This window comes from Microcoleus sp. T3_A4 (genome assembly GCF_036700465.1).
Lineage (GTDB): Bacteria > Cyanobacteriota > Cyanobacteriia > Cyanobacteriales > Microcoleaceae > Microcoleus.
On record NZ_JAUBOY010000038.1, the window covers coordinates 28,400 to 48,339 of the forward strand.

The following is a 19,940-nucleotide window of genomic DNA, read 5'->3' on the forward strand; positions in this document are numbered from 1 at the left end:
CCACCGACTCCACCGACTCCACCGACTCCACCGACTCCACCGACTCCACCGACTCCACCGACTCCACCGACTCCACCTAATCGCAATAACTCAAATTCCCCCCCAATATTAGCAAGGGATAGATTCCCATTAGATAGAGGGCGATTGCTTTTCCCCGATCGCAACCAACCCTTTAGTCGCGAACAGCGGCAGAACCAAAACAGAATATCGCGAGATATAGGAAAACCCGGAGAAAGGATGCCGCCCGAAAGAATGCAATCTCCCAGAGGACTGAGAAATTTTATCAATTCAAATATCAGAGATTCAGTTATTCAGTCAGCATTTCGCGGCGACATCGGCAGGAATTTGGAAACCGGCAAAATATCGGAAGCTTTGTCTCTGCTGGACAAATCTTTCAGCCAAGAATTCGGGGAATATTTAGGCATCAACATCAGCGACGAGTTGGTATCCCCAGAGGAAATTCAAAAAAAGTTAGCATCGGTAGGCGCACAAACCGGCACGAAACCCAGCTTAATTTATCTGTTCTCGCAGCCCGAAGAATTAAATTTAATGCTGATCACTTCTTGCGGTGAAGTGGTTCACAAAAGTGTACCGTCAGCGAACCGGGAAGAACTGCTGAAAGTTGTAAATGAGTTCAGGGGTGAGATTACCAAACCGGGGGTGCGGGCTACTACGAGTTATCTACCATCTGCCCAACAGCTTTATAAGTGGATGATTGCGCCTTTAGAGGACAGTTTGACAAAGTGTGAAACGGATACTATTTCTTTTGTTGTCGATCGAGGTTTGAGAGGTATGCCCTTTGCTGCTTTGCACGACGGACAGCAGTTTTTGGTGGAAAAGTATAATCTCAGCCTGATGCCCAGCATTAATTTAACAGATACTCGCTACGTCGATCTCAGAAATTCTCAAGTTTTAGCAATGGGTGCCTCGGAATTTTCCGAGTTGAATCCTTTGCCTGCGGTTCCTGCTGAAATAGCGGCTATTTCTAGAGAGTGGCCGGGAGTTAGTTTTCTCAATGAGGGTTTCACTTTGGAGAATTTGAAGCAACAGCATCAAAGCCGACCTTTTGGGGTTATTCACTTAGCTACTCACGGCGAATTTCGACCTGGAACACCAAATAATTCTTTTATTCAGTTATGGAATAGTCGGCTACGACTGGATCAATTGCGGGATTTGAGATTGAATGATCCGCAGGTGAATATGTTAGTTTTAAGTGCTTGTCGGACTGCGGTGGGAGATGCACAAGCGGAGTTGGGTTTTGGGGGGTTGGCGCTGCAAGCGGGAGTGCAAACGGCTTTGGGAAGTTTGTGGTACGTGAGTGATGAAGGTACTTTGGGATTGATGAGTGAGTTTTACCAGCAGTTGAAGACGGCGCGAATTAAGGGGGCGGCGCTGCGACAAGCGCAAATTGCGATGTTGCGGGGAGATGTGCGTTTGGAGGGTGGCCGATTGCGCGGTTCGAGTCGGGGTGAGGGGGTGGAGTTGCCGGCTTCGCTGCAAGGGTTTGCCGATTTAAAGTTGTCGCATCCTTATTATTGGTCGGCTTTTGTGATGATTGGGAGTCCTTGGTGAGTAGTGATTAGTGATTAGTGATTTGTTATTGGTTGGATATCAATCAATACGGTTCAGTTAATGTTTTTTCGTCATTGCAAGCGCATAGCGAAGAAATCGCAGTATCTGTTTTTCACAGGGTTTTGTCTCCCTGAGTGTCTTATCTGAACCGTATTGGAATATGTAGAACGCGAGGTTTCTCCTCACTTTCCTTTTTTGTCGCCATCTGGGATTATGGGATTTTTGGAAAGGCAAAAATATGTGGGGGAAACGTCGATAATTCGAGGGTTTAGGCAGTGGGTGAGGAGTCAAATTCAGTCAGGGGAATGAAATGGCGATTCTCTACGGGATAGATCCCCTTCACGCTCTTTTTTTAGCCGATCGATCGCACAGGCGAGACGCCCGTGCCACGAAAAAAAACGCCTATATATCACAGTTAATCGACATCTAAATGCAGTTTGAGAGCAGCATTTACCAACTGCATGATTTCCTCACTTAAACTTCCCACTGCATCGCTGCTAATTCGCTGTTTAGAAATTGTCCGTACTTGCTGTGCTTGTACTTTAGAAGGTTTGGATAAACCGCTATCCTCTGGATTTAGCAACACCTCGAAAGGGTAGACGCGGGTTACATTAGAGGTAATTGGTAGAATTGTAACTGTATTGGCGGCACGGTTATTAGCGTCATTGCTCACCACCAATACGGGACGGCGTTTATCTATCTCAGAACCAACCGTACGGCTTAGATTAGCGTAGTAAATTTCACCACGTTTCATCTGTTAATCCATCGGCAACTGTTATATCCCAAGCGGAGTCTACTTCACTGGATGCTTGTCGGTAAGCAGATTCTAGTTCTTGATTCCGCAGCAATTCCAAAGCGACTTCTATTACTTGGGATGGCGATTTGCATCCTTTAGCAATTTTGTAGCTTTCAATAAACTGTAGTAGCGATTGTGATAGGGAAATTGATATTTTTTCAGATTGCATTATCTTAGCAATTGGTAATTACAAAGATTTTTATTTAATTATAGCACAAGTAGTAAACTAGAGTAAATTATACTATTATAGGGCGATTCCCTACGGGATAGCTCCGCTTCACGCTCTTTTTTGAATCGATACCATCGCACAGGCCGGACGCCCGTGCGTGGGCACAAGACTTTCCCAATCTGGCGGTTGAATAAGTTGCTTTTGAGGAGTCACATACCTGACTGCGATCTCCTCAAAAAGTAATGATTGAAGGGGTTTGGAAACTTTCGGAGATGTCTAATGAACTATGGTCTCGTTAACGCTCGTTTGAAATGATCGTTACCAACAGGGAGATCGGGTAAATCTCCCACACCCATAATCTGAAGTCCATTAGCAGCAGTTAAAGGCACAGAAGTTCCCCGTGCACAATTGGAGCTACGTCGTCCTTCTAAATGAATGTGGGCATAATTCTTACCCCCTGGTGCGTAAGCAAGGGTTGTACCTAGGAGTTGACCTGCGCTCACTCTTTGACCATTAGCAACACTACGATTTATATGACCAATCAAAAGACTACGATTTTGGTCAATAGATAAGCAAACTAAATCTGATCCCAGATAAGAAACTGTCCCAGATGCAGGAGATAAAACTTGTTTATTTGCCGATTTATTGATGTTGTAGTCGTAGGCAACACAACCACTTGTACCAAAGTCTTGATTTGATACAGTCAAATCTAAACCATAAATACTGCCAGTGTTACTGTTATGACTTACTGTGCTGTTTTGATAGCCTTGACAAACATACCAAGTTTGACCTCGACCAAAAGGTAAATCAATGTTACCGCTTACACTACTAGCACTGCTTCTCCAACGCTGATTCGCATTATTAGCATTGCACGTAATTAGATGAACCCTGCCAGTATTAGTACGAGTAGGAGAATCAACACAGAAGTTAGTTCCATTGCGGCGGATTAAAAACTCCCCACTAGGAAGACTCAGTAAATTCCAGTTTTGATCGGGATCGGAAGCGTTGCAAGGCCAAACATTTATTTCTTTGCTTTGGGAGGGCAAATAAGCATTTAAGCACTTTCCTGTAGAACGGTGACGTAACAGTGTTCCCCATTTACCCGGTAAACGATCAAATTGTTGGTCAGGATCGTTCAAATTATGCTGATAAAGAGACATCCGAGGATTACCGTGAATTAACCGGAAATTATTATTTGTATTCAGTGCATATCCACCATTTACCTGAAAAGTTTCCCATGCTTGAGCCGCTTGTGCTGTAGCTACTAAAGAAACACTAGCAATGGCGAGCGCAGCCATTTTTTGAACTTTATTGAAATTCATTGTCAGACTCCCCTTGAGATGAGTGATTTAGATTAATTACGTTCAGGAATATTCCAGCCGATTTTTTTGGCAGTATCAGAGCTGAAACAAGCCGTCTCGCCAGCTTTCTCCCGGCAAACTTGGCTATTCAACCAATAAGGTTGACTCCATTTATCCCATTTAATGTTGGCAGTAGCATTAATTATTTTTGGTCTGTTTTCTGATTCTGAATCAACAGAGTCTAAGTCCCCACCTCCTGCTTGTGCTTTTGTCCCTAAAAATAATAGGGTCAATTGTAAAGCGATTAGAAAAGTTAATCGCCAGAAAAAAACTCCTGATTTTGACATTGGGTTTAGCGATTTTTTGATTAGCTAGGGAAACATTGATGCTGAAGTATAAATTACTAACTTAGAACTTTGACTCAGGCGAACAGTCAACTCCTTATTTAGCTATAGAAAAATGAATTTACCTAAGAATGCGATCGCTCTTCGCTATTTCCTTGCTTCTTCCACAATTTGCTTCCCACATTTCTAATATCTCAGATACAAATTGGCTTAGCGGCTCAGTTTGGCTCATCTTTTTAGCTCAGTTTGACTCACTAAATGGCTCACTGCTTTTTTTACTGAACCAAACTGAGCTAAAATTTGGATTGGGAAACCGTTGCGGGTAATGGTTAGTATGGCTAATACGCTGAGAGCATCACAACAGGGGCTAGACAAGGTTGAGAAAGCTCTAGACGGAAAGGGCTGGAAGAGAAACAGTATCAGGTGGCAGCAGGCTGCCGATACTTCTGAAGCGACACTGAAGCGGTTTTGGAGGAAAACACCTATTAAACGACTGTGCTTTATCAGAATTTGTAAGGCTGTGGGTGTTAACTGGGAAGAAGTTGCTGAACTCAGCGAAATTAAGGAAACCGAGTTACCTGTGGTGTTCACTGCAAAGGCAACTCCTTCTATACCCAACCTGAATTTTGTGGGACGGGAAGGGGCGATCGCCACTAACAATCGCGGCTTTAACTGCTATATGAATGGTGACTTAACTCAAGCAAACACACAGTTCGAGTTAGCTATTAAAATCAACCCAGATAATGCCGCCAGTTACTACAATCAGGCATGGAGTTATGAACAAGTAGGAGATTTTGACCGCGCCATAGAATTCTATCGTCAGGCCGCGTTGCATGGTTTGGCGGCGGCTTACTGTAACTTGGCTCGCTTACACATCATTGAAGAGAAAAATTATGACTTGGCTGTTGATATCTGTCAGCGAGGTTTAACATTGGTAGAAGAAAACACCGTTGAAACTGACAAAATTGTAAAAGCAGCCTTGTTTATTTACCTCGCTTGGGCTTGGATAGATCGAGGACGCGATGAAGAAGCTTTAGAAAGGCTACAAGAAGCCATAAAATTAGAAGGCGAGCGTGCTTTGACTCATGCTCTCAAGGCACAAGCCCTAGACAATCTGGGACAAAGTACAGAGGCTTTAGAAGCGTGGAAAAATTACATTGACAAGTATCCTAAGTGTAATTGCCGAGACAAAGAGGTTTGGATGGGGAAGGCACGACAACGCATCAAGGAATCATCTTAAACATTTCCCGCCAATGGTAATCTGGATTAATTAGGACTTAGGCAGAAATCTCCCCAACCCTCCATCCCGCCTAGCGACCCAAAACACAAGGGGGAATCTTAAAAGCCCGCTTTTTAAGGGGGTTGGGGGATCTATTAATTAAGGACAGTGATATTTGTTGCCATTCTTGTCTATGCAAGTGTTTTGGGCTACGCTATTCTTCAACACAGTCTCAGTTTTAGCTGTTGGGGTAATTGAGGTACTCGCAACTGCCGCCAATGCCAAAGTCGAAGGCGCGATCGCCGACATTAGTATGAATAATGGGCAAATCAAAATTTTGCAATTCATTCTCGTGTCTCCTAGTCAAGTTTTTGAGTAGGGAACAAACGAGTTAGCGCTAACTGCTGTCTCCATAATTCCAGCATGAGGCAGACATAAAGGCTTTCCGGGTCACATCTCGGTCATTATTTGGTCATTTTGGCTACTAGATAAGTGAACCAGAACAGAACAAAGAAAAAACCTTAGTAGAAAAATTTTTATGGCTGTGACTCTAAGAGCTTCTGACAAGGGGTTAAAAATGATCGATCGGCTTAGGATTAGAAAAGGCTGGTCAAGAAGAGAAAAGACTTGGTATGAGTTGGCATATACTTCAGAATCAACCTTAAGGAGGTTTTGGAAAAAACAGCCGATTTCCCATGAAAATTTTGTAAAAATTTGTACAGTTATAGAGGCAAACTGGCAAGAAATTTTTGATGATAGTCCTATCCCCGTAGGGACACGGCATTGCCGTGTCCCTACCTCTGCTCACCCCTTTGCACTGCCAGAAAAAATCGCACCAGTCAGGAATTGGGTAGGGCGATCGCGTGAAATCGACACCCTCAAATCCCAGATCCTTGAGCCCGAAACTAGAACCATTACCATCACCGCGGTTTGTCTCGTTGGTTTAGCTGGGATTGGCAAAACCACTCTCGCCAGTAAGCTAATCCGCGAACTACAAACGGAAAACGCCCCTTTTGCCGTTGCTGCTTGGGAAATTTTGAAATCTGCCACTGGCAGAGCCCCTCGATTTAATAACATTATTGATTCCTTATTGCTCACTATTTCCAATGGCGAAATTACACCCACCGTCACTATCCTTGATGACCATCACCAAAAAACCGATCGCTTGGTAAAGTTGTTAAAACAAAAACCCTGTATCGTAGTTCTGGATAACGTTGAGACAGTATTACAAACTGGTAAAGCAAAACGAGCAGGATATTTTGCTGATGAGTGTACAGAGTATGCTTGGCTATTCCAACAAATAGCAGAAACACAGCATCAAAGTAAGGTGATGTTCACCAGTCGCGAAACCTTAGCCGCACTGTCAGGAAAAGAAACCAAAACACTACCTTTAGGTGGATTGGATCGACAAGCTGCCATTCAATTACTGGAATCTTTTAATTTGATTGCAAGCCCCGAAGAATTAGCAGAATTAGCAAACCGCTATGACGGACATCCCAAAGCACTAGAAATTGTTGCTGCCTTAATTTTGAATGAGGCTGAATACCACGGAAGTGTCGGAAAATTTTTACAAGATGTCAACTGGTTACTTGTAAATAGTTTAGACGAACTCATTGACCAAGTAATTCAGCGTCTTAGTGATGAAGAATTGATGTGTCTGAGCCAAATATCTGTCTATGAAACACCTGAATATCCCCTGTCAGTTGAGGGAATTGCTGCTCAAATGTCTGAAATGAGCAAACGTGATGTCAAAGAAAACGTCATTGAGGCATTGAAACGTCGGCAACTGTTGGACTATAACCAAAATTATGAATCTTACCAAATGCACCCCTTGGTAGAAGAAAAAGCCTCTCAACTACTTAATCCTGAGTTAGCCGTTATTGCTCACCGTAAAGCCTACCGCCATTTTCTTAGAATTGTTAAACCGGAAGCTGAATGGAAGGAATTTAATGATGTTAAGCCTTTGCTGAGAGCGCACTATCATGCTTGTCAGGCAAAAGATTGGGATGAAGCAGCACAGGTTATTTCAGGTGCAACAGACTATCTATTCCAAAATGGTTATTACGATCAAATAATTGACTGCTACACGAAGTTAATACCTAAAAATTGGGATCTCGCAGGGCAATTAGTAACCTTCTGTTCCGATCATTGCCAAATTTTATTGGGCTTAGGAAATGCCTATAGTGCTATAAGTCAATGGAAACTAGCACGAGAATGTTACGAAAAATGTTTGTCTATATCTCGAAAGAATAGTTATCTAAAAATAGAGGCAGAAACTCTTTGTTACATGGCACTGGCCCTGGAGGGTGGCAATAATTTACTGGCTACTAAATATCTACAAGAGTCTATAGTAATTGCTACTGAGATTGGAGAAAATCAGATTAAATGCAAAGCATTAGAATATTTAGGTGTTGTTTCTTTTGGTCTGGGAGATTATCAGACATCCCTTAAGTCTCATCAGCAAGCTTTAGAAATAGCTCGTCAAATTAAATTAGAAACAAGTGTGGGAATTGCTCTGGGAAATTTAGGGTGCTTCTATGAAGCTTTAGGAGAATACGAGATGGCAAAAGAATATATGGATCAATACTTAGAAATTGCTATCAAGAGTGGCGATCCAAAACGAAAGGCTTATGCTCTAGGAGGGTTAGCTAGTCTTTACAATAAAATAGGGGACTATCAAAGTTCTATAGATTACCAAGTAAAAGGGCTAGAACTTTGTCGAGAGATTGAAGATAAACACGCCGAAAGTCACGCGGTTCTAAATTTAGGTATTGCCTACAGAGGATTAGGAAAAGATGAGGGTTCAATACATTTACTTCAGCAGTGTGTAGAACTTTGCCGTGCAATTAAAAATCAGAGTGATGGAGATGCTTTGTATGAGTTAGGAATAACTTATGGGAAATTAGGGAAGTTTGAAGAATCTTTTGAGAATTTTCAAGCTGGGTTGATAGTGTTTGAGCAAAAAGACGCTCATGCTGATAAAGCAAAGGCATTATTCGCCTTAGCAAAAACCAGTTTGCTCATCAAGACAGTTCCTTTAGAAACTATCCAAGATTACAGCGCTCGCGCAGAAAACATTTGTCTCGATCTCAAGCTGCCACTATTAACAGAAGTAGAAAAACTCAAAGCAAATTTACAGGAAAATCGCGACTAAATATATCAGCAACTAGATGTACCTACTCCACCAAAGCTTGCCGCTGAGCCTCCAACAATTCCTGAATCCCAGTTTCTGCAACATCCAAAATTTGATTCAACTGACTCCGGCTGAAACTTCCATCTTCCGCAGTTCCCTGAATTTCGATGATATTCAAATCTCCATTCATTACCACATTACAATCAATTTCAGCCGCCACATCTTCAAGATAATTCAAATCTAAAAACGGCTCGCCTTCCAAAAGCCCCACAGACACGGCCGCCACTTGACGAATAATGGGCGATCGCACTAAATCACCTTTTTGCACCAACTTATTCAAAGCATCAGCCACAGCCACAAACCCGCCAGTAATTGAAGTCGTGCGAGTCCCCGCATCCGCTTGCAAAACATCCGCATCGACAAGTATTGTGCGTTCTCCCAATAGTTGCATATCCAAGCACGATCGCAAACTGCGCCCAATCAACCGCTGAATCTCTTGAGTCCGTCCCGATAACTTCATAAATTCCCGCTCTTGTCGCTGCGGTGTCGATCCCGGCAACATTCGGTATTCCGCTGTCAGCCAACCTTGTCCGGTATTCTCCAGAAATCGGGGCACTCCCGGCTTGATTGTAACGCTGCAAAGTACCTGAGTATCGCCACTTTTCGCGAGTACGGAACCGCTAGCAAATTTAGTAAACTGTCGATCGAAACTAATCGGACGAATTTGATTTGGTTGTCTGCCATCTGGACGTTGAAAAGACATAATATTTAGGTAATTGGTAATGGGTAATTGGGTATTAAAAATTTAAAATTGGTGATTAATCTTGCCGCTTTTTTTGATTCGGTAAATATGCAGTCATTCAATCTAAAATCTAAAATCTAAAATCTAAAATTTTATGCCGATTTGCCCTTAGCCTCGATTAATTTGAGAATATCCTGCTGGACTTGTTCTGGGGATTGATCGCCATCCACAGTTAACAGTTTGTTGCGGTATTCGTAATACTCTAAAAGAGGAATAGTGCGTTCGTGGAACAAATCGAGGCGACGCTGTAAAATTTCAGGGTGGTCATCCGATCGATCGCGCTCGATCGACCTGCTCAGCAAAACCTCGATCGGCACTTTCAACAAAATCGCCCAATCTAGCTGCTGAGCCAAATCGTCCAGCAAAAAATCCAATTCCTCAGCTTGAAAAGCAGTTCGCGGATATCCCTCCAACACCCAGCCATTAAAGACATCCCACAGCAGCAGTCGGCGGCGAAAGAATTCAATCATAGTTGCGTCGGGAACTAATTCCCCCCTTTCGACATAAGACGCCGCCAGCTTTCCTAAATCTGTGTCTTCTGCGATCGCCTCCCGTAGAATGTCCCCTACAGCCAGCAAAGGAAGGTTCAAATTGCTGCACAGTAGTTCAGCCTGAGTTCCTTTTCCCGCTCCTGGCCCTCCCAGAATCACCACTCTCAAAGTCCCTGCTCCTAGTGCCGCGACATTCAAATTTTACGCGATGTGTGTACTTTTTCTTCACAGTCCTGGACTTCCCACGACTCTCATCGCCTTGCTTTTTCACCCTCTAACTATCTAACTAGGGCGATCCTCGCCGTATTTTGGTAAAAAAACCGATTCTGCGTAAGTGCTAATTGAGTTCAAAAATCGAACAAACGACTGCGAATGCCACTGTCACTAGCTTTTGACAACTTGTATATCTAGTGTTCGATCCGATGTGCACTCGGCCCCGTACACTATATATTGTCAAGCAGGCTTCAGCCGCGTCAAGGTCGGAGCTGCACTCAAGACTTAGTTGCTGATTAAATATTGCCCTATGGTTGCTCAGTTACAAACCCCTAAACTCAATTTAACCCACAGCTTGCCCTACACAGTTCAAGGGCTGGTGCAAGTTTTTACAGGCCCGCACCGCTGCTTTTTTACCAGTGTCATGGCTCAGGCCCTCAGAATTGCAGGACAGGGAGCTCCCGTGCTGGCAGTGCAGTTCCTCAAAGGGGGAATCAATCAAGGGCATCAGCATCCGGTGCGGCTGGGGCAACATTTAGATTGGGTGCGCTGCGATTTGTCACGCTGCATTGATAATGCCGATTTAGATGAGCTGGAGACGCGATCGATCCAACAATTGTGGCAGTATGTTCAAAATGCAGTGCGCGAAGGTCGTTATTCCTTAGTTATTCTCGATGAATTGAGTTTAGCGGTTAATTTGGGATTGATTCCCGAAGCCGAAGTGGTGGCATTGATTGACAACAGGCCGCATCATTTGGATATGATTTTTACCGGGCCATCCATGCCCCAAAGAATTTTGGATCTTGCCGACCAAATTACTGAAATTCGCCGAAGTTAAGGACAATGATTCAAGTTGCGATCGCATTTTTAGCGGTCGCATTTTTTATGTAGAAAAACAGTATCTAAAAAAAGAGGCGATCGCTTAGCTCAAAGAGCGATCGCACGCCGATCAATTTACCAGCGACGTTACGATTGAACTACCGGATCGAATACAACACTCAATCGATCCGCCGGCACCATCCGCTTGAGAATTTTCAAGTGACCGTCTGCATCAGACCAACTGCGAAACTCACCCACAACCACCTTTTCCACATTTGGAAGCGAGCGAACTATAGTCCACGGCTTGAGACGTTTTTCTTGCAACATACTAAATAAATCTCCTTGGTAAATTGGAGCCAAAGCCAGTCCCCATGGTTGGCCACGGTCGAGGACTGGCTTTTGACTTTGCAAACTTGACCTTCTCTAAGAACATAGCACAAAAAAAAGGGTTTGTGATTATATCTTATTTTCCCCTTTTTTTAGAGCTAATTTCTACATAACAAATGATTAAACTCAAAACTTGTTAACTCTTTAATTCGCAACTCAAAACTATTTCATGACTAACACTTCGACTTCGCTTGGGGTGCAGCCTAACTAATAAATTTTGCCTTCTACCTTCTACCTTCCTTCTACAAATCCCGCCGCGACAGCAGAAACCAGATCCCACCCAAACCCAAAACACCGCACAAAACCCCGCCTTCCCACCCAAAAACAGTCCCCCCCGGCAAATGTCCAGGCTTTGCTTTAGAAGTAAAATTCAGCTCCGAATAGTATACCCACTGGCTGTTAACCCGCCAGCCCACGCGATCGCCAAACTTCTCCCAAACTGTAGCATCATAAACACCAGGCTTTCCCCCCAACTTGAGCCACAAACCCTTTTGCACAGAAAAACCGAATCTGCGGTGACTGTGCCGCACCCAAAGTTGATCGATAGTCTGCAAATCCTTAGCTGGAAACTTCCTAATATCTTCCTCGCTCAAATAACCCCGTGAATTTTGCTGCATCACCTCCAGCATTTTCGCAGAAGTTTCCTCATCAGCCCCCCGCCAATTTTTAGCAGCCAGCAGCCTTGCCAAGTGAGAATAATCAATACCTTTTTCCGACTCTAAATTCACAGAAATTAGCGGAGTCTCAGTCACAGGTTGAGTAGGAACCGAAGGACTAACAACAGTTGCCTGCTGCGACTTTTCGATCACGGGAACAACAACAACAGGAGGTTTTAAAGCATCCAAAACTTCCACAGCCGATTTGTAGCGATCTTTAACATATTCCTGAATCAACTTATCCAAAACCTGACCTAAATCCTCGCTAATTTGTGTTCCTTTTGGCAAAGCCTCCCTCCAAAGCCATCGGCCTTCAAGCGGATCGTAAAGGTCATCGTGAATGTCCCCGTAGATATCCAGATAAGGCATAACAGAAGTCAGCAAGCGAATGCAAGTCACCCCCAAACTATAAAGGTCGCTAGCAGGCACAGCCCTACCGTGACGCTGTTCTAGAGCCGCGTAGCCAGGAGTTCCCAACTTAGTTCCTGTTTTGGTCGGAGCAGCAGCTACTACCTGTTTGGAAACCCCAAAATCTATCAGCACTAACTTACGATCGCGAGATCGGCGGATCACATTCTCAGGCTTAATATCACGGTGAATTACATTTCGGTCGTGAACAAATTTCAATAAAGGCAACAAATCTAACAGCAGTTCGCAAGTTTTGATTTCGCTATAAGCACCGTACTTATCTAACTCATCCTTTAAATTATTGCCATCAATAAACTCTTGGACTAAATACAAGCGCCCATCTTCCTCAAAATAAGAAATTAACTGAGGAATTTGCGGGTGCTTCAGTTCGTATAACCGCCTTGCCTCTTGTTCAAACAGTCGAACATATTTTTTAAAATGACCGGGCTTCCGCTGAAACTCTTGAGGGGGTGACAACTGTTTGATCACGCACAATTCCTCAAACTTTCCATGATTAACAGCTCGGAAAGTCCTGCCAAATCCCCCGTCGCGCAGCGGTTCAGTTGCTGCATAAAGGTCTTTTAGCAGCAGCTTTGAACCACAATTAAGACAATACTTTGTGCCTGGTGGGTTCTGACGCTTGTCTCTTGGGCAATCGAGATTAAGGCAGTATGTCATATATTAAAAAAATGCGAACAAAATTATACTCAGGGTTTTATATTATTCAAGAGTCCGATCGCGAGCTGGTTTTTGTAGAGGCGAAACCTCGAACCTTACGGAGGCGGCAGCCACCCTCGCGATCAGAGGGGGCGCTCTCACCAGACTGCCCCTGAGCAAGTATAACTCTCTTGAGGGTTTGACCTCAAACTCGAAGTCCTCATCTAACCTGAGACTCCGCTGCGTGCAATACATTTGATTTAGCGGTCAAAGAGCCACCAGATCAAACAGAAATAGTAATTTATTACCAGCCCTGTGAGTTCTGCAACGCAAAAAAACTGCGGATTCTGCCTGAGATATAATTTTATTGCCAGAGAGAAGCACACTAACGGGAGCCACAGCTTCCGTCAACTTCGATCTGCTTTAATATTTTAGCAGCATAAATTATTACCTAACCAGGCGGAATCAACAATCCAAAAACCCCCAACAAACGCACGTTAAAATAAAGACTAGCTTCCGCGATCGTAATCCGAGCGCGACCAGACACTTAGCCAGTTTTCCCTGTTTCCTTTTTCAGCTATTACCAGTTACATCTATTTCCATAGGTCTACTTAATTAGGAATCGCCAGTGACACCAAAACTACAGCCCTCTCCCAATCCAAACTCCCGCATAAAATCACCAAAAGTCCCCTGGTTCGAGCGGTTCATGGCACTGGTTGCCCTAGGAAATTTAAGCCTAGTATTATTTGACATATCTTACGTCCCCGGGCGAGATTTCTACCTCCGGCAACTGCCAGTTTTAACTCAAGTATACGACCCATTTAAAGGAATTAAACCCCACCGAGACACCCAGCAATATCTGGAAACCTTAGAAGAATTAAAAATTCAAGTAGTGCAAACAGGGTTGCCCTCTCCCCAAGTAGCAGCCAAATTGCAGGAAATAAACAATCTGAGCGCGAAAATGATCGACGAAGATCCCTTTCGAGTAGCATCAAAAAGTGGCACCCTAGAAAAAATAAAAGACCGGATGCGCGATCGCGTCCCGAATCCACAAGACTCCGCTAAACAATCATTCCAAAGATTTTGGAGCCAAGACTATTTAAACAAACAAGACTGGCAAAAAGAAATCCAGTGGTTTGACTCCAAAATCAAGCCATTAATCGCCACCAACTATTACCGCGCGATCGGAGACAACGGCGAATTCACCGATAACTTCTGGCTAATCGACCTGCCATTCATTGCCATATTCGCGATCGAATTTCTAGCCCGTACCTACTTGATCAGCCGCCGCCACCGCAGCGTCACTTGGCGATCGGCCATGCTCTGGCGATGGTACGACATCTTCCTGCTGCTCCCATTCTGGCGCCTGTTGCGAGTATTACCCGTCACAATTCGCATCCACCAAGCCAAAATGCCGGATCTCCAACCCATACGCACCCAAATCAGCCGAGGTTTCGTCGCCAACTTCGCCCAAGAATTGACCGAAGTTGTAGTAATTCAACTCATCAACCAGATGCAACAATCAGTTACCACAGGCGAACTCGCTCGTCAACTCTTTAAATCCCCAAAACAGCGCTATCTAGACATCAACAATATCAATGAAATAGAAGCGATCGCCACCCATCTAGTCCAAATAACCGTCTACAAAGTGCTCCCCCAACTCCAGCCAGACCTAGAAGCCCTCCTCCGGTACAATATTGAAAGCTTCCTCAAACAATCTCCCCTCTATCAAGGATGGAAGCAAGTACCCGGCCTGGGAAACCTGCCCGAACAGCTAGCACAGCAATTAGTTGCAGAACTCTCAAAATTAGCCACCCTCGGCCCCCAAGATGCCTACGAAGCCTTCAAAATCGCCAGCGAAGACCCCATAAGCATCAAACTCTCCAGCCAGCTAGTGCAACATTTCGGGCAAGCTTTAGGAACCGAACTACAACAGCAGCAAACCTGGCAAGAAATACAACTGCTGCTGTGCGACTTTCTAGAAGAGTTCAAAATCAACTACATTCAGCGGTTGAGCGAAGAAGACTTCGAGAAAATTTTAGAACAAGCCAAAGAACTGCAACGGATCGCCCCGCGTTAGGGCAAGTCTCCACCGCTTTACTGATTTTTTTCTTCCCCAATTAGCAATTAGCAATTACCCTGCTGTAACTCCTGCACATGAAACTTGCTGGAATTGTAAAGTTTCATGTGCGATCGGCATTCTCTACCAGAGTCATCTGCAGGGTTGTGCATCACATCTTCAGCGCGGTAGTGAGTTAGACCGCCGTTAGGGTTCTCACCGGGCTGGGGTGTCATGTTTTTAGCGAGAAAGGTCAATTTTTTTAGACGTATATTATATCAATTTATATGTAAGTTTGATGAGATTCTACTTTTTAGAGACCCTCTGTAAAGTAAAGTTAAAAACTACTACACATAGCTCTAAACCAAGTAATCTATTAGATATGATTGCTAACTGGTTTCCTAAAGGCTAAAATAATTTACCAATTCTATAAAAAAATAAGGCGCGTCAGTATCTTTAGTCCGATATTATTATACCCCTGGCATAAAAAATACGTAAGTAGCCCTTCTTGTTTAAGCAAGTTACTGTCTCAAACTTTTCACTAACTATTATAGATTGCTTTTCAATATATATTTGCTCAGCCTCATTTCACTCTTCTCCCCTGAGATTTTTTAGCCAACTCGTTACCCCAGGAGTAACACCAATCAATGTCACAGACCTCTGCAACCACTTTCCTGTCAAACCGTTTTAAAAAAAAGGTGTCCCTGCGCCTAATTTTAGTATTCCCATTCGTTCTGCAAATATTTGTCGCCGTCGGGCTGACAGGCTGGCTATCCTTACGCAACGGGCAAAAAGCAGTCAACGAAGTGGCCAGCCAGTTGCGGAGTGAAATTACGGCCCGCATCCAGCAGCAGCTCAACACATACCTAGACACAGCCCCTCGCGTCAATCAACTAAATGCCAATGCCCTTCGACTAGGGTACTTAAATCCCGACGAATTGGAGAGTACGGAGCGCTATTTGTGGGAGCAAATTCAAGTCTTTCCTTCTCTGCCCAATATGGGTTTTGCTAGTAAAACTGGAGAATTCATTGCCATTGAACGCCAAGAGAATGGCAAAGTAGTTTTTAAAATAGCAGACAAAGAGCATCGGAATGAACTTCATATTTATGAATCTGATAGCAAAGGCAATCAAACGAAGCTCTTAACAGTCTCCCGCAACTACAATATACTCAGCCGTTCATGGTATAAAGACAGTGTACGCTTAGGCAAGCCCACATGGAGCGAAATTTTTTCGCTTATAGGTCAGAAAACACTCTCGCTTCCTACCGGACATCCAGTTTATGACGAAAGTGGCGAGCTGCGCGGGGTATTCGTTGCTAATTTTCTGATTTCTTTCCTCAGTGACTTCCTGCACAGCTTAAACATCGGTCGTTCGGGACAGACATTCATTATGGAACGTTCGGGACTCCTAGTAGCCAGTTCAACTCTCAAAGAACCATTTATCACCAATAAAGACACGCTCGATCGCCTGAATGCTTTAGATAGCACAGATGATTTAATTCGGCTGACAACAGCGCATTTAAAAGAACGCTTTGGCGACCTCACTAAAATTAATAGCTCTCAGCAATTGGATTTTACGATCGCCGGTCAGCGGCAATTCCTCCAAGTTATGCCCTTTCAGGATAGCCGAGGATTGGACTGGCTGATCGTCGTCGTAGTTCCTGAAAGCGATTTCATGGATCAAATTAACGCCAATACCCAGACTACCATTTTGCTGTGTTTCGGAGCCTTGGCGCTAGCTACCGTTTTGGGAATCTTAACCGCACGCTGGATTACCAGCCCGATTCTCCATTTGAGCGCAGCTTCTAGAGCGATCGCCAGTGGCGACTTAGAGAAAAATGTGCAGGTAAAAGGCGTAGAAGAACTAGAAGTTCTGGGGCAGTCTTTCAACCTTATGGCACAACAGTTGCGCGAATCATTTGAGGCGCTAGCCAAGACCAATTCCGAGCTAGAAATCCGAGTAGAAGAACGCACCGCCCAACTCACGGAAGCCAAACAAATCGCTGATACTGCCAACCAAGCTAAAAGTGAATTTTTAGCGAATATGAGTCACGAATTGAGAACACCACTCAATGGAATTTTAGGATACGCTCAAATCCTAGAACGCTCAAAAACGATGGCTCCGAAGGAACTCCAAGGCATCAGTATTATTCACCAGTGTGGTTCCCACCTGCTAACCCTGATCAATGACATCTTAGACCTCGCTAAAATTGAAGCCCAGAAATTGGAACTGTACGCGAAAGATTTCCATTTTCCTTCCTTTTTGCAGGGAGTCGCAGAAATCTGCCGCATCCGAGCTGAACAAAAAGGAATTGCTTTTGTTTATCAACCCAGTTCTGACCTGCCTCCTGGCATCCACGCTGACGAAAAACGGTTGCGACAGGTACTCATTAACTTACTGAGCAATGCAATTAAGTTTACCGACGGTGGAGGGGTGACTTTTAAGATAGAACATCTGGAAAAGGGGACAGGGGAAAAGGTACAAAGCAATGACCAAAAGCCAGCCTCACCAATTCACAAAATTCGGTTTCAAATAGAAGATACTGGCGTTGGTATGACACCAGAACAATTAAAAAAAATATTTTTGCCTTTTGAACAGGTAGGAGAGAGCAAGCGTCAGGCGGAAGGAACCGGACTAGGTTTAACAATTAGCCAGAAAATTGTCGAAATGATGGGTAGTACCATTCAAGTAAAAAGTCAGTCACGAACAGGCAGTGTTTTTTGGCTAGATTTGGATTTACGGGAAGCGGCAGACTGGGCAAATACAGCCACGATTGCCAAGCAAAGAAAGCTGGTTGGGTACCAAGGTAGAAAGCAGAAAGTTTTGGTTGTGGATGACAAATGGGAAAACCTCTCGGTCATTGTCAATCTCCTGGAACCCATCGGCTTTGAAGTAACCGAAGCTAAAAACGGTCAAGAAGGTTTAGAAAAAATAGAAGAGTTTAAGTTTGATTTGATTATCACTGACTTAGTGATGCCAGTGTTAGATGGCTTTGAGATGATGCGCCGTATCCGAAACTTGTCACACTATAAAGACGTGGCAATCATTGCTTCATCTGCCAGTGTATTTGCTACCGACCAACATAAAAGTTTGGAGGGGGGAGCTAACGATTTTCTCGGTAAGCCAGTGCAGGCAGAAGAGCTATTTGAGATGTTGCAAAAGTATTTAAAACTTGAATGGATATATGACGAACAAAAAAATGAAAAAATTAGCACTATTCCCTTTTCCTCTGATCCTCAATTCCTTTCTGCATCGAAATCTGTAGTTGCTCCCCCGCCAGGAGAAATAGAACTTTTATTTGAACTGGCGATGAGAGGCAACGTGAAAGGAATTGTGAAGCGCAGCGAACACATAGAGAAATTGGATCAGAAATTTGTGTCCTTTGCTGTTGAGCTGCGCCAGTTAGCCCAAGGCTATCAGGTCAAAAAAATCAAAGAGTTTATTACATCCCACAGAATAGAAAAAGAATGAAGGCAGCAAATATGGAAACAAGTAGCATCTTAATCGTCGATGATAATCCTAGCAATCTGGACGTGCTTTCTGAAGCTTTAGCGGGTTCGGGATGGGAGATATTGGTAGCAACTGATGGCGAAACAGCCATCGAACAGGCTGAATATAGTCAACCTGATTTGATTCTGTTAGATGTGATGATGCCAGGAATTGACGGGTTTGAAACCTGTCATCGGCTGAAGGCAAGTCCGTTGACAACCGAAATTTCGGTAATTTTTATGACGGCTCTTTCGGACATAGGAGATAAGGTCAAAGGCTTTAATTTAGGGGCGGTGGATTACATTACTAAGCCTTTTGAGCAAAAGGAGGTGTTAGCTCGAGTCAATCTCCATTTAAAACTGCGTTCTCTTACTAAAATTCTTGCAGATCAAAATCTGCTTCTCAAACGGGAAATAGAAGACAGGCTCGCAGCAGAAGCAGCGTTACATCAGCTCGCGCAGGAGTTAGAAAAACGGGTGGAAGAACGAACGGCTGAACTTTCTCAAGCTTTGGATAATCTTAAAAAAGCTCAAGTGCAAATAGTTCAAAGTGAAAAGATGGCTTGCCTTGGTCAACTTGTAGCTGGGGTAGCTCACGAAATCAACAATCCAGTTAGTTTTATATCCAATAATATCCCTATTGCCAAGGAATATATTGCCGATTTGATCGGGATGACTCGGCTTTGCCAGCACAACGTTACTTCGACATCAGAATTTGAGGATAAGTCCCAGGAGATTGAGTTAGATTTTATTGTTGAAGATTTGCCAAAAATCATTGATTCAATGGCGGTCGGAACAGAGCGACTTTACAATCTTTCTATGTCACTGCGTAATTTCTCTCGGTTGGATACATCGGCACTAACGCCAGTTAATATTCATGATGGGCTAGATAGTACCCTGTTGATTTTAGGTCATCGATTGAAAGGTAAAGGTACTCGCCCAGCTATTAAGGTTATTAAAGAGTACGGCGAATTACCGCTGGTAGAGTGCTATCCTGGGCAAATCAATCAGGTGTTTATGAATGTATTAGCGAATGCAATTGATGCTTTAGAAGAGTCTACGATCAGTTGTCCGCTCTGCGGGGAAAAGCAACAGAGCAATGACAACCCACAGATTCGGATCTCCACTGAAATGCTTCAGGGCGACAGAGTTGTGATTCGGATTGCTGATAATGGGCTGGGGATAACGCCGGAGATAATGCAGCATTTATTTACGCCGATGTTTACTACAAAATCAGTGGGTAAAGGAACAGGTTTAGGCTTGTCTATTAGCCGTGAGATTGTAGAAGCAAAACATGGTGGTACGCTGACCTGCATTTCCTCGCCCGAATGGGGGGTAGAGTTTGTAATTGAGCTTCCTATTCAGCATTAGTAATGGGGATTTTTTATGGTGAATCTTAGTTGGGCTGTTTTGTCAATATACCG

General features: G+C 43.8%; 17 protein-coding genes. 8 read left to right on the forward strand and 9 right to left on the reverse strand.

The annotated features are described in order from the left end of the window. The coding region (locus tag QUA07_RS21030) for a CHAT domain-containing protein (RefSeq protein ID WP_333328759.1) at nt 1–1,572 on the forward strand (1,572 nt) is incomplete at its 5' end. Between the two features lie 415 nt (nt 1,573–1,987). On the opposite strand, the gene QUA07_RS21035 is transcribed toward QUA07_RS21030, so the two are convergent. The 4 genes from QUA07_RS21035 to QUA07_RS21050 all read right to left on the reverse strand — a co-directional run bounded on the left by QUA07_RS21035 (nt 1,988) and on the right by QUA07_RS21050 (nt 4,185). Beyond that, entirely contained in the window at nt 1,988–2,326 is a 339-nt protein-coding gene (locus tag QUA07_RS21035; protein WP_333328762.1) for a type II toxin-antitoxin system PemK/MazF family toxin, read from the reverse strand. Then, on the reverse strand, nt 2,313–2,537 hold the full coding sequence (locus QUA07_RS21040; RefSeq protein ID WP_333328765.1) for a CopG family transcriptional regulator: 225 nt from the start codon (nt 2,535–2,537) through the stop codon (nt 2,313–2,315). The genes QUA07_RS21035 and QUA07_RS21040 overlap by 14 nt, the downstream gene beginning before the upstream one ends. 284 nt (nt 2,538–2,821) lie before the next feature. Beyond that, the gene (locus QUA07_RS21045) at nt 2,822–3,859 is read right to left on the reverse strand and encodes a ricin-type beta-trefoil lectin domain protein (protein ID WP_333328768.1); all 1,038 of its coding nucleotides are present in this window, start codon (nt 3,857–3,859) and stop codon (nt 2,822–2,824) included. Nucleotides 3,860–3,891: 32 nt separating this feature from the next. Further along, on the reverse strand, nt 3,892–4,185 hold the full coding sequence (locus tag QUA07_RS21050; protein WP_333328771.1) for a hypothetical protein: 294 nt from the start codon (nt 4,183–4,185) through the stop codon (nt 3,892–3,894). A 331-nt stretch (nt 4,186–4,516) separates the two neighbouring features. Here QUA07_RS21050 and QUA07_RS21055 point away from each other — a divergent pair, with 331 nt between their 5' ends. The 3 genes from QUA07_RS21055 to QUA07_RS21065 all read left to right on the forward strand — a co-directional run bounded on the left by QUA07_RS21055 (nt 4,517) and on the right by QUA07_RS21065 (nt 8,555). After that, nucleotides 4,517–5,422, forward strand: a complete 906-nt coding sequence (locus QUA07_RS21055) for a tetratricopeptide repeat protein (protein ID WP_333328774.1) — start codon at nt 4,517–4,519, stop codon at nt 5,420–5,422. A gap of 172 nt (nt 5,423–5,594) precedes the next feature. Next, a complete protein-coding gene (locus QUA07_RS21060; RefSeq protein ID WP_333328777.1) occupies nt 5,595–5,780 on the forward strand; it encodes a hypothetical protein in 186 nt (61 codons plus the stop codon). 159 nt (nt 5,781–5,939) lie between these two features. Further along, entirely contained in the window at nt 5,940–8,555 is a 2,616-nt protein-coding gene (locus tag QUA07_RS21065) for a tetratricopeptide repeat protein (protein WP_333328780.1), read from the forward strand. A gap of 22 nt (nt 8,556–8,577) precedes the next feature. Here QUA07_RS21065 and rph read toward each other — a convergent pair whose 3' ends face one another. Next, nucleotides 8,578–9,297: a ribonuclease PH gene (gene rph, locus QUA07_RS21070; protein WP_333239238.1), complete on the reverse strand. Its 720-nt coding sequence runs from the start codon at nt 9,295–9,297 to the stop codon at nt 8,578–8,580. Nucleotides 9,298–9,428: 131 nt separating this feature from the next. After that, a complete protein-coding gene (locus tag QUA07_RS21075; protein WP_333328840.1) occupies nt 9,429–9,995 on the reverse strand; it encodes a nucleoside monophosphate kinase in 567 nt (188 codons plus the stop codon). A gap of 355 nt (nt 9,996–10,350) precedes the next feature. On the opposite strand from QUA07_RS21075, the gene QUA07_RS21080 reads away from it, so the two are divergent. After that, nucleotides 10,351–10,878: a P-loop NTPase family protein gene (locus tag QUA07_RS21080; protein ID WP_333328783.1), complete on the forward strand. Its 528-nt coding sequence runs from the start codon at nt 10,351–10,353 to the stop codon at nt 10,876–10,878. Between the two features lie 128 nt (nt 10,879–11,006). Here the strand turns inward: QUA07_RS21080 and QUA07_RS21085 are convergent, their stop codons facing one another. Continuing rightward, on the reverse strand, nt 11,007–11,219 hold the full coding sequence (locus QUA07_RS21085) for a hypothetical protein (RefSeq protein ID WP_333328786.1): 213 nt from the start codon (nt 11,217–11,219) through the stop codon (nt 11,007–11,009). A 269-nt stretch (nt 11,220–11,488) separates the two neighbouring features. Next, nucleotides 11,489–12,988 (reverse strand): GUN4 domain-containing protein, encoded by a 1,500-nt coding sequence (locus tag QUA07_RS21090; RefSeq protein WP_333328789.1) that lies wholly within the window; start codon nt 12,986–12,988, stop codon nt 11,489–11,491. Between the two features lie 607 nt (nt 12,989–13,595). Between QUA07_RS21090 and QUA07_RS21095 the strand changes: the two genes are divergently transcribed. Next, nucleotides 13,596–15,047 carry a hypothetical protein gene (locus QUA07_RS21095; RefSeq protein ID WP_333328791.1) on the forward strand — a complete coding sequence of 484 codons (1,452 nt, stop codon included), beginning with the start codon at nt 13,596–13,598 and terminating at the stop codon, nt 15,045–15,047. A gap of 47 nt (nt 15,048–15,094) precedes the next feature. Here the strand turns inward: QUA07_RS21095 and QUA07_RS21100 are convergent, their stop codons facing one another. Next, nucleotides 15,095–15,262, reverse strand: a complete 168-nt coding sequence (locus QUA07_RS21100; RefSeq protein WP_333328794.1) for a hypothetical protein — start codon at nt 15,260–15,262, stop codon at nt 15,095–15,097. A 411-nt stretch (nt 15,263–15,673) separates the two neighbouring features. Here QUA07_RS21100 and QUA07_RS21105 point away from each other — a divergent pair, with 411 nt between their 5' ends. Continuing rightward, nucleotides 15,674–18,499, forward strand: a complete 2,826-nt coding sequence (locus tag QUA07_RS21105; protein WP_333328797.1) for an ATP-binding protein — start codon at nt 15,674–15,676, stop codon at nt 18,497–18,499. An 11-nt stretch (nt 18,500–18,510) separates the two neighbouring features. Further along, nucleotides 18,511–19,887: a response regulator gene (locus QUA07_RS21110; RefSeq protein WP_333328843.1), complete on the forward strand. Its 1,377-nt coding sequence runs from the start codon at nt 18,511–18,513 to the stop codon at nt 19,885–19,887. Nucleotides 19,888–19,940 lie beyond the last annotated feature (53 nt).

Excerpts from the sequence above, each read along its gene's own strand:
- QUA07_RS21035 (WP_333328762.1), bottom strand. The coding sequence starts at position 2,326 with ATGAAACGTGGTGAAATTTACTACGCTAATCTAAGCCGTACGGTTGGT.
- QUA07_RS21040 (WP_333328765.1), bottom strand. The coding sequence starts at position 2,537 with ATGCAATCTGAAAAAATATCAATTTCCCTATCACAATCGCTACTACAG.
- QUA07_RS21045 (WP_333328768.1), bottom strand. The coding sequence starts at position 3,859 with ATGAATTTCAATAAAGTTCAAAAAATGGCTGCGCTCGCCATTGCTAGT.
- QUA07_RS21050 (WP_333328771.1), bottom strand. The coding sequence starts at position 4,185 with ATGTCAAAATCAGGAGTTTTTTTCTGGCGATTAACTTTTCTAATCGCT.
- QUA07_RS21055 (WP_333328774.1), top strand. The coding sequence starts at position 4,517 with ATGGCTAATACGCTGAGAGCATCACAACAGGGGCTAGACAAGGTTGAG.
- QUA07_RS21060 (WP_333328777.1), top strand. The coding sequence starts at position 5,595 with ATGCAAGTGTTTTGGGCTACGCTATTCTTCAACACAGTCTCAGTTTTA.
- QUA07_RS21065 (WP_333328780.1), top strand. The coding sequence starts at position 5,940 with ATGGCTGTGACTCTAAGAGCTTCTGACAAGGGGTTAAAAATGATCGAT.
- rph (WP_333239238.1), bottom strand. The coding sequence starts at position 9,297 with ATGTCTTTTCAACGTCCAGATGGCAGACAACCAAATCAAATTCGTCCG.
- QUA07_RS21080 (WP_333328783.1), top strand. The coding sequence starts at position 10,351 with ATGGTTGCTCAGTTACAAACCCCTAAACTCAATTTAACCCACAGCTTG.
- QUA07_RS21090 (WP_333328789.1), bottom strand. The coding sequence starts at position 12,988 with ATGACATACTGCCTTAATCTCGATTGCCCAAGAGACAAGCGTCAGAAC.
- QUA07_RS21100 (WP_333328794.1), bottom strand. The coding sequence starts at position 15,262 with ATGACACCCCAGCCCGGTGAGAACCCTAACGGCGGTCTAACTCACTAC.
- QUA07_RS21105 (WP_333328797.1), top strand. The coding sequence starts at position 15,674 with ATGTCACAGACCTCTGCAACCACTTTCCTGTCAAACCGTTTTAAAAAA.
- QUA07_RS21110 (WP_333328843.1), top strand. The coding sequence starts at position 18,511 with ATGGAAACAAGTAGCATCTTAATCGTCGATGATAATCCTAGCAATCTG.